The 13258-nt window shown below is 62.5% G+C and carries 10 protein-coding genes; 4 read left to right on the top strand and 6 right to left on the bottom strand.

The annotated features are described in order from the left end of the window. Positions 1-29: 29 nt before the first annotated feature. The 6 genes from IEY62_RS11585 to IEY62_RS11560 all read right to left on the bottom strand — a co-directional run bounded on the left by IEY62_RS11585 (position 30) and on the right by IEY62_RS11560 (position 9211). Entirely contained in the window at positions 30-923 is an 894-nt protein-coding gene (locus IEY62_RS11585) for a helix-hairpin-helix domain-containing protein (protein WP_189017757.1), read from the bottom strand. 105 nt (positions 924-1028) lie between these two features. After that, positions 1029-2012, bottom strand: a complete 984-nt coding sequence (locus tag IEY62_RS11580) for a DegV family protein (RefSeq protein ID WP_404594252.1) — start codon at positions 2010-2012, stop codon at positions 1029-1031. Positions 2013-2071: 59 nt separating this feature from the next. Beyond that, on the bottom strand, positions 2072-4600 hold the full coding sequence (gene leuS, locus IEY62_RS11575) for a leucine--tRNA ligase (protein WP_189017751.1): 2529 nt from the start codon (positions 4598-4600) through the stop codon (positions 2072-2074). A gap of 309 nt (positions 4601-4909) precedes the next feature. Next, a complete protein-coding gene (gene glpK / locus IEY62_RS11570) occupies positions 4910-6424 on the bottom strand; it encodes a glycerol kinase GlpK (RefSeq protein WP_189017748.1) in 1515 nt (504 codons plus the stop codon). Positions 6425-6504: 80 nt separating this feature from the next. After that, the gene (locus tag IEY62_RS11565) at positions 6505-7257 is read right to left on the bottom strand and encodes an MIP/aquaporin family protein (protein ID WP_189017745.1); all 753 of its coding nucleotides are present in this window, start codon (positions 7255-7257) and stop codon (positions 6505-6507) included. A 169-nt stretch (positions 7258-7426) separates the two neighbouring features. After that, positions 7427-9211, bottom strand: coding sequence for a glycerol-3-phosphate dehydrogenase/oxidase (locus tag IEY62_RS11560; RefSeq protein WP_189017742.1), 1785 nt, complete (start codon positions 9209-9211; stop codon positions 7427-7429). A gap of 122 nt (positions 9212-9333) precedes the next feature. Here IEY62_RS11560 and IEY62_RS11555 point away from each other — a divergent pair, with 122 nt between their 5' ends. Genes IEY62_RS11555 through IEY62_RS11540 form a run of 4 tightly spaced genes read left to right on the top strand, consistent with a single transcriptional unit; the run spans position 9334 to position 13247 of the window. Next, a complete protein-coding gene (locus IEY62_RS11555) occupies positions 9334-10296 on the top strand; it encodes a sugar-binding transcriptional regulator (RefSeq protein ID WP_189017739.1) in 963 nt (320 codons plus the stop codon). Between the two features lie 34 nt (positions 10297-10330). Then, positions 10331-11212, top strand: coding sequence for an aldo/keto reductase (locus IEY62_RS11550; protein WP_189017737.1), 882 nt, complete (start codon positions 10331-10333; stop codon positions 11210-11212). An 11-nt stretch (positions 11213-11223) separates the two neighbouring features. Then, on the top strand, positions 11224-12168 hold the full coding sequence (locus IEY62_RS11545) for an alpha/beta fold hydrolase (protein ID WP_189017735.1): 945 nt from the start codon (positions 11224-11226) through the stop codon (positions 12166-12168). Further along, the gene (locus IEY62_RS11540; RefSeq protein WP_189017731.1) at positions 12165-13247 is read left to right on the top strand and encodes a glycosyltransferase family 4 protein; all 1083 of its coding nucleotides are present in this window, start codon (positions 12165-12167) and stop codon (positions 13245-13247) included. Before IEY62_RS11545 ends, IEY62_RS11540 begins: the two co-directional genes overlap by 4 nt. Positions 13248-13258 lie beyond the last annotated feature (11 nt).

Raw genomic sequence — 13258 nt, 5'->3', positions numbered from 1 at the left:
GTCTGGACGACTCAGTCCCGGGCCGGGCGTCAGCCACCTTGCACCGTCACAAGGTCCTTTAGTGACTCCATAAGCTTGGGCCCGATACCGTCCACAGCATCAAGTTCATCCACGGACGTGAATGCTCCGTGCTCCTTGCGCCAATCCAGGATGCGTTGTGCTGTTACGGGCCCCACCCGAGGCAACGTTCCGAGTTCTTCCAGTGACGCTGTGTTGATGTTGACCCTGGCACCTGTCGCTGCCGGACCGGCTGTACCGCTGGATGCCCCGGAGCCGGCTCCAGCGCCCGCTATCGACGACGAAGGCGCCTGCGGGAGCGCCTCTCCGACAACGGGGATGTAGAGCTTGATTCCGTCAGTAAGTACTTCGGCCAGATTGAGAGCGGTGAGCTCGGCACTGGGCGCCGCCCCGCCAGCGGCATCGATGGCTTGAAAGACCCGGCTCCCCTGAGGCAAAGAGACCACACCGGGCTTGACCACGGCACCGGCAACGTGCACCACCACCATCCCTGGCCCACCTTGCGCCGGCGCAGCCGCGGCGGCTGTGGGCTCTGTGTCTCCGGACGGCGAGTCAGTGGACTCAGGGCCGAGCGCCCCGGTGGAGGACATGGAGGGATCCAAGGGTTCCGACCTGGCCTTCCCGTCCGCGAGCCGCCAGAGGAACCACGCCATGAGCACAACTCCGACCACGGCAAGAAGCGCCGCGACCCTCCATGACGTCCGCCAACGCAACCGTGCGGCAGCCGGAGTCGGGTTGATCTGGTCCGCAAACAGCGAAGCAAGGTGGCCTGTTGCTGTGTCCGAACCATCAGACAAATCCAGCAACGGCTGGCTGCTGTGGTCAGGGATCATCCGGGAGACGAAGCGCTCCCGCGCGGCGTCCGCAGCGGCATCTTGGGATTGGTCCCGGTTCCGGCGTGGCATGAACCGAGCCTACGGTCGTCGAGGCGGCACCCCAGCGCGAATCCATGGCTATGTGGATAAGTGTCCGTTCCAGTCGGGCCGGGATTTAGCCCTTGCCGCCACCGCTCAACCCGTCGGAGTACTGCTCTCCCCCACAATGACGGCCAGGACTCCAAGCCCCGCGTGCGCGGCCAGGACAGCCGGCAAGGCACTGATCTGGGGCGCCGGGCAGTCCGGGCAGGTCTCGTTCAGACGGGCTGCCAAGGCTTCGGCCTCGATCTGGTTCCCGAAGTGGTGGACCGCCAAACGCTGCTGTCCGGCCGGCCTGGACGCGACGTCGGCAGCGACGATTTCTTCGAGGCGGGCTATGGCGCGCACGGCGGAACGGACCTTTTCGAGCGGCACGATCTTCCCGCCGTCGACCGCCAATATGGGCTTGATGGCCAGGACTGTACCCAGCAGCGATGCCGCCGCCCCGATCCGCCCACCCCGCCTCAACTGCTCAAGGCTGGGAACGTAGAAATACACCTTGGTGCGTTCCATGCGTTGTTCCGCGAAGCCTCGGACTTCGGCCGGTCCGCGGCCGTCGGCTGCGGCAACAACAGCACTTTGGACACCCATCCCCTGCGCCATCCCTACCGTTCGGGAGTCCACAACCTCAACCGGGATCGAGACGCGCCCGGCGGCCAGCCTGGCAGCGTCGACCGTTCCCGAGAGTTCAGACGAAATATGAATGGAGACCACAGCCTCAAAGCCGCGCCGCTGGGCTGCCAGATAAGCCTGCTCAAACTGCCCCGGTGAGGGTCGGGAAGTTTTGACGGAAGCTCCGGAAGCAAGTGCAAGCGACAACGTCTGGGTGATGTCATCCTCCCCCTCGCCATAGATTTCATTCCCCACCATCACAGGCATGGGTACAACCGCCAGGCGTCCATCCGCGGTAAAGGCGGAAACCCAGTCGCCTGGTAACGCGGCTGCCGAATCGGTGACGACAGCAGTCTTGACGACGGCGGCCAGCGGCTGGTCAGCGGCAGGAACCGGCGCTGCGGGCTGCCGGAGGCGCGCCACTCTTTCTTTGAGCCATATCCAGGCCGGTGGTTCTCGCTCAGGCACGCAACCTCCATAGATGATGGCCGGCCGCCGGCACAGTGCCGGCGGCCTCACAGTCCTTGCTAGGCAGGAACGATGTTCACCAGTTTAGGTGCCCGCACGATCACGGTACGGATGCCACGGCCGTCCAACGCCCGCTGAACATTCTCCGAAGCCAAAGCCAGTTCACGCAGCTCGTCCTCGGTAACCCCCGGGGACACTTCCAGGCGGTCCCGGACCTTGCCCTGGACCTGCACAACAGCTGTGACTGTGTCCTGCACCAGCAGGGCTTCGTCATGCTTCGGCCAGCCAGCATTCGCTACGGATGCCGGGTGCCCCAGCGTGCTCCAGAGATCTTCGGCGGTGTACGGAGCGAACAGGCTCAGGATGACCGCAACCGCTTCTACTGCTTCGCGAACGGCAGGATCGGCCGCCCCGGCACCTGAGTCGATGGTCTTGCGGGTGGCATTGACCAGTTCCATCAGGCGTGCCACAACAACGTTGAACTTGTTGTTGTCCAGAAGTTCGGCGGCATCGGCAATGGTCTTGTGGGTCACCGTGCGCAGGGCCCGGTCACCGGAGGCCGGATCAACACCGGGCTCGCTGCTGACGTCCTGGCCCAAGCGCCAGGCGCGTGCCAGGAACTTGGCGGAGCCCGACGGCGAAACGTCCGCCCAGTCGACGTCGTCTTCGGGCGGGGAGGCAAAGACCATGGTGAGGCGGACGGCGTCGACACCGTACTTGTCCAGCTGCTCGCCGAGGTCCACGCCGTTACCGAGGGATTTGCTCATGGCCTTGCCGCCGTTGAGCACCTGTCCTTGGTTCAGAAGCGCCGAGAACGGCTCGTTGGCTTCGATCAGCCCGATGTCCTTGATGACCTTGGTGAAGAACCGCGCGTACAGCAGGTGCAGGATGGCGTGCTCCACACCGCCCACATACTGGCCAACCGGCATCCACTCGTTGATCTTCTCAGGATCAAAGGGGCCCTCGGTGTAATCGGGCGAGACGAAACGCAGGAAGTACCAGGACGAATCGACGAACGTGTCCATGGTGTCGGTGTCACGCTGGGCGGCACGGCCGCAGTTGGGGCACTCGACATTGACCCATCCGACGGCTGCGGCCAGCGGGGACGTTCCCTTCGGGGCCAACGCCTCGCCACGCAGGTTATCGGGCAGCCTGACCGGCAGCTGGTCGTCGGGGACGGGTACCTCGCCGCATTCACCACAGTGGATGATGGGGATGGGCGTGCCCCAGAAACGCTGACGGCTCAGCAGCCAGTCCCGCAGCCGGAAGTTGACGAATTTCTCGCCAGTCCCCAGTTTTTCCAGGATCTCGATGGCCGCAGGAATGCCTTCCGCCTTGGACAGCCCATCCAGTTCGCCGGAGTTCTTGAGCGTACCTTCCCCGGCGGTGGCCACGCCGGTCTCCGCGGGGTCCTCGCCGCCAGTTTCCAGCACCGCCCGGACCGGCAGGTCGAAGGCCTTGGCAAAGTCGAGGTCGCGCTGGTCGTGCGCGGGTACGGCCATGATGGCTCCGGTACCGTAGTCGGCCAGCACGTAGTCAGCAGCCCAGACCGGGAGCTTTTCGCCGTTGAGCGGGTTGATGGCGTACCTGCCGGTAAAGACACCGGTCTTCTCACGCTCCGTGGACTGGCGCTCGATTTCCGAGAGGGCCTTGACCTTCTCGCGGTAAGCCATGAGTTCGTCGTGCTGTTCCGGCGTGACCAAATCCAGGGCCAGATGCGCGTCAGCTGCAACGACGAAGAACGTTGCGCCGTAGAGGGTATCGGGACGCGTGGTGAAAACAGTTACTTCGCGCTCGGCCCGGTCTTCCGTGGCTTCGATGACGAACCTGACGTGGGCGCCTTCGGACCGGCCGATCCAATTGCGCTGCATGGCCAGCACGCGCTCAGGCCAGTGGCCCTGGAGCTGATCCATGTCTTCCAGCAGGCGGTCGGCGTAGTCGGTGATCTTGAAGTACCACTGGTTCAGGGACTTCTTGGTGACAGGTGTGCCGCAACGTTCGCAAGCACCGTTAACGACCTGCTCGTTAGCCAGGACCGTGAGGTCCTTGGGGCACCAGTTGACCGGGGAATCCTTGCGGTATGCCAGGCCACGCTCGTAGAAGCGCTTGAACAGCCATTGCGTCCACCGGTAGTACTCAGGGTCGGAAGTGTGGATACGCCGTGACCAGTCGGCCGAGATGGCGTAACGCTTGAACGAGGCCGCCTGGGTCTCGATGTTCGCGTAAGTCCACTCGCTGGGGTGCGCGTTGCGCTTGATGGCCGCATTTTCGGCGGGCAGGCCGAAGGAGTCCCATCCGATCGGGTGCAGGACGTCGAAGCCCTTCTGACGCAGGTAACGGGCCACGACGTCGCCCATGGCGAACGCTTCGGCGTGACCCATGTGGAGGTCGCCAGAGGGGTAAGGGAACATGTCCAGGACGTAGCGGCGTTCGCGCGAGCCGTCGTCGGCAGGCGTGAAGACTTTGAGGTCTTCCCAGACCTGCGGCCACTTGGCTTCCATCGCAGCGAAGCTGTAGACGCCCTCTTCTGGCGCTTCGGCTGCGGCTGTCTGTGCTGTTCCGGTCTCGGTCTCCGGCTGAACGCTCACTGCTGCCCTCTTCTTTTCTTCGATGGCGGTTATGTCCTCCTGCTGCGGTCCTGGAAAGCCCCGGACACACAAAAGCCCCTCGACAATGGAGGGGCTGCCGCACGGCTGATAAAGCCGGGCGGCTAACTAAGCAGAAGGATCGCACGCATAGATCTACAATAGCGCACGATCAAACTCCCAGCTCGCAGCGAGCGGCTTAGGGAAGACCGGCTCACTGACGCCGTGCCGTTATGGGGGCCCGGGAGCGGCTTCGGGCGTCCGCGAAGCGGGCGGGGCCCCCATAACGGCTAAGGCGTTGGGTCGCCGACCTTACTTGACGTCCTCGTCGACCCAGTCCATGGACTTTGTCACGGCCTTCTTCCAGAGCCGCAACTGGCGCTCCTGCTCCTCTGCCGGCAACTGGGGCTCCCAGCGCTTGTCTTCGTTCCAGTTGGCGCTCAGTTCGCCCAGGTCCTTCCAGAAGCCGACGGCGAGACCGGCTGCGTAGGCAGCACCGAGGGCCGTGGTCTCGACTACCTTCGGGCGAACCACGGGAACGCCGAGGATGTCTGCCTGGAACTGCATGAGTGCCTCGTTGGCGACCATGCCGCCGTCGACCTTCAACTCGGTGAGCGGAACGCCCGAGTCCGCATTGACGGCGTCGAGGACCTCTCGGGTCTGGAAAGCCGTGGCTTCCAGCGCCGCGCGGGCGATGTGCCCCTTGTTGGCGAAGCGGGTCAGGCCAACGATTGCGCCACGGGCATCCGCCCGCCAGTACGGAGCGAAAAGGCCGGAGAACGCGGGAACGATGTAAACACCTCCGTTGTCCTTCACCGCCGCGGCGAGTTCCTCAACCTCCGGAGCGGAGCTGATCATACCCAGGTTGTCGCGCAGCCATTGGATCAACGAACCAGTGACGGCGATGGAACCTTCCAGGGCGTAATGCGGCTTCGCGTCTCCCAGCTTGTAGCCGAGGGTGGTGAGCAGGCCGTTCTTGGAGTGGACAATCTCCTCGCCGGTGTTGAAGATCAGAAAGCAGCCGGTGCCGTAGGTGTTCTTGGCTTCCCCGGCCTGGAACGCGGCCTGACCGAAGGTAGCGGCCTGCTGGTCACCCAGGATTCCGGCCACGGGGGTCTCGCGGAGCAACTGTGACGTGTGGACCTGACCGTAGACCTCGGAAGAGGACTTGATGGTGGGCATCATGGAAGCCGGAACACCGAAGACGTCCAGGATTTCCTGGTCCCACTGCAGCGTTTCGAGGTCCATGAACAGGGTCCGGGAAGCGTTGGTCACGTCTGTGACGTGCACGCCGCCATCGACGCCGCCGGTCAGGTTCCAGAGAACCCACGCATCGGTGTTGCCGAAGAGGAGGTCGCCTGCTTCGGCCTTTTCACGGGCGCCGTCGACGTTGTCCAGGATCCACTTGATCTTGGTTCCAGAGAAGTACGTGGCCAGGGGAAGGCCAACTTTCTGTTTGAACCGCTCAAGCCCGCCGTCCTGTGCCAATTCGTCAACGATCGGCTGGGTGCGGGTATCCTGCCAGACAATGGCGTTGTAGACGGCTTCACCGGTGTTCTTGTCCCAGACAACCGCGGTTTCGCGCTGGTTGGTAATTCCGACGGCGGCAATATCGTGCCGCGTCAGATTCGCCTTTGACAGTGCCGAGGCAATGACCTCCCGGGTGTTGTTCCAGATCTCTGCAGGGTTGTGCTCAACCCAGCCTGCCTGCGGGAAGATCTGCTCGTGTTCCATCTGGCCCGTGGACACGATGTTGCCGGAGTGGTCGAAGACGATGGCGCGTGAGCTGGTGGTGCCCTGGTCAATGGCGATGACGTATTGATTCATGGTGACGTCCTTGTCTGATGTTGTTGGTTACTCAGTGGTGGTCTGCTGTGTGCGGATAAGGGAGATTGTGGCGCGGAGGATCATCCGGCAAGGGCAGGCATGATGCCGGGTACAAGGAGACCCACGAGCCCGGCCAGGGTACCGCCAACCAGTGGTCCAACCACCGGAATCCAGGAGTAAGCCCAGTCGCTGGAGCCCTTGCCCTTGATGGGCAGGACGGCGTGTGCGATGCGCGGGCCAAGGTCACGTGCCGGGTTGATTGCGTAGCCGGTGGGACCACCGAGGGAGACACCGATACCAACAACCAGCAAAGCAACTGCCAGCGGGCCGAGGCCCGAAGGGGTTCCTCCGAAGGTCAGGATGACGAAGACCAGTACAAACGTGCCGATGATTTCGGTGATGAGGTTCCACGGAGTTGAGCGGATGGCCGGTCCAGTGGAGAAAGTACCCAGCTTGTTCGCTGCCAGGGGCTCTTCGTCGAAGTGCTGCTTGTAAGCGAGCCAGCAAACTACTGCGCCAAGGAAGGCACCGAGCAGTTCACCGCCGAAATACGTCAGGGTGGAACCGAAGGTCACCGCAACGTCCGGCGCATACTCGCCTTTTCCGTTGACCAGCAAGCCCAAAGTAACTGCCGGGTTCAGGTGCGCACCGGACTTTGCGGCCACGAAAACGCCCGCGAAGACCGCAATACCCCAGCCCCACGTCACCATCAAGAATCCAGCGTTGTTGCCCTTGGTGCCTTTGAGCGCAACGTTGGCCACAACGCCGCAACCCAACAGGGTCAGCATCATGGTTCCGAATACTTCGGAAAGGAAAACAATTCCAAGAGACATCTTTGACTCCTCTATTTTCTGTTGTCAGCTTCTTCGCGGGTGAAGAGGCTGTTGGGACGGTTCCGTTGTCTCCGGAACCGTCCCGGTGTGGTGCTCCCCTATCGGGCCCACCTACCCCATTCCGCCCCTGCCGCACGCAGGGGCGGTCAAGCTGTTTCCTCAGCCGGCCTCAGGCTACGAGGCTGTGCACGTCAACCTTGTGGAACCGCTGAAGAACCTCCTGTGCGTGGCGGATTTCAGCTTCACGCCTTGCGGCGTCCCAACCAAGCGGTTCGGACAGTGCTGCGGCGATTTCGTTGAGCAGTTCCCCCGTCACCAGTCCACGGAAGGCCAGTGACGTCCGGCGGATTAGGACATCGATCAGGTGCCCGATCTGCTCGCGCTCGGCCATGAAGGCCAGTTCGCGGACGCTGAGTTCGCGGGTCGACCGCAGCGGCTGGTCCTGCCCGGCGTTGAGGTACTCAATGACATCTTCGGCACGGGTCCCGTAGCGGGTCAGCAGGACAGCGACACGGTCGGCATCCAGGCCGGGGCCCATGTGCTTCTTGATCCATTCCTGTTCGCCCTGTTCCGTAGCCGGGAAGCCGGCACCGCCACCGATGGCGAGTTTCGCCGTCGAGACCTTGCGCTCCATGCCGAGTTCGCGCAAGACGTCATTGGTCATGTGTTCAGCCAGTGCACGGAATGTTGTCCACTTACCGCCTACCAGGCTGAGTACGACGGCGGCCTTGCCGCCAGGTGTTGGCACGGCGTCGTCTCCGGTGCGGACGTTGCGTTCGATGCGGTAGTCGCGGGAGACGAATCCCGGCTGGGTTTCATCGTGCCGGGGCAGGGGCCTAACGCCGGCAAAGCTGTAGACGATCTGGTCCCGGTCCACCTTGATGGTTGGGAAAACATGGCCGACGAGGTCGAAGAAGTAGTCGATTTCTTCGTCCGTGCAGACTGCGTCTTCGGACATATCAGCATCGACATCCGTGGTTCCGACCAATACGCGGTCGCCCATCGGGTAGATCAGCACGATGCGGCCATCGGTGTGCTCGAAGAAGATCTCGCGGCCGTTGCACGCGGCGAGCAATTCGGGGTGGTCCAGGACGATGTGGGAACCCTTGGTACCGCCCATGAACTTGCTGGCAGCACCCATGGCCTGGTTGGTGAGGTCAACCCACGCGCCAGTGGTGTTGACGATGACATCGGCCTGGAAGTCGAATTCCTTGCCGGTCAGTTCGTCCCGGAGCCGGACTCCGTCTGTTCCCATGGAGACGAGCGAGACGTAGTTGCTGGCTCGGGCGCTTCCCCCGGGAAGCCCACCCCCGAGGCCGGCCTTCTCGCCATCCTGCAGGACATCCAGGGTCAGTCGCTCCGGGTTGTGTACGGAGGCATCAAAGTAGGTTGCTGCGTACTTGATACCGGAGTGCAGCTTGGGAAGTTCAGCCAGGGCCCTGGTCCGGCCACGGAACTGGTGGCGGGGAACGCTGCCGCCGTCACGGGAGAAGAAGTCGTACATGCTCAGACCAACCTTGATGAGGAACGCACCGCGCTCCTTGGGCTTGCCCTGCTTGTGGGTGAGGAAGCGCGTGGGAGCGGACAGGATTCCGGAGAAGGTACTGAAGATCGGGATGGTGGTCTGCAGAGGCTTGACGTAGTGGGGGGCGATCCGGAGCAGCCTGTTTCGTTCAACCACAGATTCCTGGACCAGGCGGAACTCGCCGTTCTCGAGGTAGCGGATGCCGCCATGGATCATGTGCGACGAAGCGCCGCTGGCACCCTGGCAGTAGTCGCCGCGTTCGACAAGGGCTACGTCGACGCCTTGGAGAGCGAGGTCGCGGAACGTTCCGACGCCGTTGATGCCACCGCCGATAATGAGGACCTTCGCCGTTGGCCGCTCCTGAAGTGCGACGACTGAGTCACGCTGCTGTGCGTGCTGTGAGCTACCGGAAATCCTGTTGTGTCCCAAAACTGCTCCCTTGGGCTTGGTTCGTGCGCCGCGCCACTCGCTGCTGCACCGTTCACCACTAATCTTGCGAAGGTGGAAAATGGAGTCAAGCTATTTGCACAAACGTGCAGTAAGGAAATGAGATGGCACGATCACGTCACTCGGATGCGCTCCGGGCTGCACAGATGTACTACCTTCAGGATCTGACCATGGATGCGATCGCCCGCGAGCTCCGGACGTCCAGATCCACGGTGTCCCGGCTGCTGTCGTCGGCCCGGGAAACCGGCCTGGTCCAGGTGCAGATTCGAAGCCCGTTTGACACCGGCCCCGAGCTGGAGAGCCAGATCAGGAACCAGTACGGAGTGGATGTTCACGTCGTTCCGGTGCTCGACACGCTCAACGAAGCCGAGACCCTGGACCGCGTCGCCATGCAGGCAGCCAGGACCATTGGACCCCTGGTGGACTCGAACGCCATCATCGGCGTGGCCTGGGGCGCCACGCTCAGCGCCGTCAGCCGGCACCTCACCCGCAAGGTGACCCATGACAGCATCGTGGTCCAGCTCAACGGCGCCGGAAACATGCAAACCACCGGCATTACGTATGCCAGTGACATCATGCGGCGCTTCGGCAGTGCCTACGGGGCAAGGGTTGAACAATTCCCGGTCCCTGCCTTTTTTGATCATGCCGCCACAAAGACCGCCATGTGGAATGAGCGTAGCGTTCAAAGGATCCTCGATTTGCAGGCCCGCATGAGCATCGCCATTTTCGGTGTCGGATCCGTTGACTCGGACTACCCAAGCCACGTATATGCCGGCGGCTACCTGGATGAACGCGACCTCTCCATGCTGGCAGCTGACGACGTGGTGGGCGACGTCGCCACGGTGTTCTTCCGGAGTGATGGATCCTCGGACGGCATCACACTGAACGAACGCTCAACCGGCCCCAGCCACGAACAGTTGCGGCAGGTCCGGCGCAGGATTTGCGTGGTGTCGGGCGCCTCCAAGATCAACGGACTGCAGGGAGCCCTGGCTGCCGGACTTGCTACGGACCTCATCCTGGACGAAGCTTCCGCGCGACGCCTGGTCACTTTCAATGGCCACTCCTGAAGCATTCGTGCAGGAAATGGGTAGAGTCGTTGCTATGAGATTCCCGGGCCGGCTGACATTGAACAACGGCGTACAAATGGAACGCTTGGGATACGGCCTTTACAAGGTACCGCCCAAGGACGCCGAAGCGTTGGTGGCGACCGCCCTGGGTGAGGGGTACCGGCGTTTCGACACAGCAGCAATGTATGGCAATGAGGTTGGCGTCGGGCGTGCGCTTGGCGGTGCGATTGGTGATGCCGCCCAAGCGAACACAGGCGCGGGGGGTTCCGGGGAATCCGTGCACACCCTTTCCCGCGAAGACCTGTTCGTGACCACCAAGGTCTGGAACGACGACCAGGGTTACGACTCGACGCTCCGGGCCTTCGATACCTCCATTGCGAACCTTGGGCTCGACTACGTGGATCTTTACCTCATCCACTGGCCCTGCGCCGGACGTGGACTTTTCGTGGAGACGTACAAGGCACTGGAAACCCTGTACCGCGAAGGCAAGGTACGGGCGATCGGGGTGTCGAACTTCCAGCCCGGCCATCTCGACGAGCTGATGCAGAAGGCCGAAGTAGTCCCGGCCGTCAACCAGATCGAACTTCACCCCTGGCTGCAGCAAACCAGGCTGCGTACACTGCACCAACAGCTGGGGATCGCCACCGAGGCATGGAGTCCCCTTGGCCGTGGGCAGGTCCTGGCCGACCCAGCCATCATCTCCCTTGCCGAAAAGCACGGAAAAACTCCTGCCCAGGTCATCATCCGGTGGCACCTCCAATTGGGAAACCTCATCATCCCCAAAGCGAGCTCGGCGGGACGGATCAAGGAAAACTTCAACGTGTTCGATTTTGAGCTGGATCCTTCCGACATGGACGGAATGGCAGGACTCGAACGGCACCATCGAACCGGTTCCCACCCGGACAACGTGAACTAGGGAATATCGCCATGGAAACAGTGGACACCGCGCACTCCCCCGACGGCGCGCAGGCTCCCAATGGATTCTTCAGTGAAGCCCTCGCCGGACGGACTACCGCTTCAGATATCGACGTCGACGGCAGTACCGTGGCCTACTGGACGTACGAACCGGTCGAGGCCACTTCCACAACACGCACGATCCTGGTCATCCATGGTTTCCGGGGAGACCATCACGGGCTATTGCGCGTAGTGGATCAGCTTCCGGAAATGCGCATCATCATGCCCGACTTGCCGGCGTTCGGAAGTTCGGAGCCGTTCGTAGATGATGAACACACTGTTGAGCGTTACGGGCGGTTCATCTCCAGCTTCATGGCAGCGCTCGGATTGGGTCCCAAAACCGTACTGCTGGGCCACTCCTTCGGTTCGATCGTGGCCAGCCACTTCGCAGCCTCACATCCCGGCGCCGTCCACCCCTTGATCCTGATCAACCCCATTGCCGCACCGGCACTGGAAGGTCCCAAAGGCATCATGACCAAGCTGGCCGTGCTGTATTACCAAGCATCCGCCAAGCTTCCCCGCCGTGCAGGCCTCGCTGTCCTCCGGAACCGCGTGATCGTCCGCGTCATGAGCATCACCATGGCAAAGACCAAGGACAAAGCACTCCGCCGCTTTATCCATGGGCAGCACGATGCCTACTTCAGCGCCTTCGCGGACAGGAAGAGCCTGCTTGAATCCTTCAAGGCCTCAGTCTCGGGGAACGTGGCGGAAGTAGCCGAACAACTCACTCTCCCGGTCCTCCTGGTCGCCGGGGAAAAGGATGAGATCGCCACCCTCCCCAACCAGTACAAGCTGATGGAGCGTTTGCCGGACGCAAAGCTGGAAGTGATTCCCGACGTCGGGCATTTGATCCACTATGAAACCCCGGTCCCCGCAGCAACAGCGATCCGCATCTTCCTGGAGGAACACCCCGCGTGAAAATTGTCATCGACGCCCGCTTTACCAGAACGGACCACCACGATGGCATCAGCCGGTACGGTTCCAGCCTCATAGCCGCCACGTCGAAACTCGCGGACGTCACCATGCTGGTCAGCGACAAGCGACAACTCGCCCTGCTGCCTGACGTCCCGTACGTGATGGTCAACAGCCCACTCTCCCCACTGGAGCTCTTCGTAGCGCGAAAGGTCAACCCCCTGGGCGCCGACGTGGTGGTGTGCCCCATGCAGACCATGGGCACGCTGGGGCGCAAGTATGGACTGGTTCTCACCCTCCACGACCTCATCTACTACGAACACCCTGCTCCCCCGGGCTTCCTTCCCGCCCCGATCCGTCTCCTTTGGCGGCTCTACCACAAAGCGTTCTGGCCACAACGGCTCCTCTTGAACCGGGCCGACATCGTGGCCACCATCAGCCACACCACCGAGGCACTGATGGCCAAATACAGGCTGACCAAGCGGCCGGTCCGGATTGTGGGGAATGCTCCGCAGCCAGGGCAAACGCCACGGGATGCAACAGCCGGCGCCGATAAGACGCTGCTGTACATGGGTTCGTTCATGCCATACAAGAACGTGGAAACCATGATCCGGGGCATGGCCGGACTACCGGACTACACCTTGCACTTGCTGAGCCGCATCACTGCGGACCGCCGGGCAGAACTTGAGGCCATTGTTCCCGCAGGGGCCAGAGTCGTCTTCCACAACGGTGTGACCGACGCCGAATACGACGACCTCCTGCTCCGGGCAACCGCGCTGATCAGCCTCTCCCGCGCTGAAGGATACGGGTTGCCGCTGGTGGAGGCCATGGCCCTCGGAACCCCGGTGATTGCCAGCGATATCCCGATCTTCAGGGAGGTCGGTGGCGACGCCGTCAGTTACGTCGATCCGGAATCGCCCACGGACTTCGCCGCTGCAGTAACCGCCCTGGGTGACCAGGATTTGTGGCAGCAACGTTCCCGCAGTTCGGTGGAACGCGCATCCACCTTCAACTGGAACGAGTCGGCACGGCAACTTCTCGCCGCAGCTGAAGAAGTCGTTTCCCTGCGCCGGCGCAAGTCGTAGTCCGGGTACCT

The organism is Paenarthrobacter histidinolovorans, from assembly GCF_014647595.1.
Taxonomy (GTDB): domain Bacteria; phylum Actinomycetota; class Actinomycetes; order Actinomycetales; family Micrococcaceae; genus Arthrobacter; species Arthrobacter histidinolovorans.
Note: the sequence above shows the minus strand (reverse complement) of the source record. Positions and strands in the feature narration are given on the sequence as shown.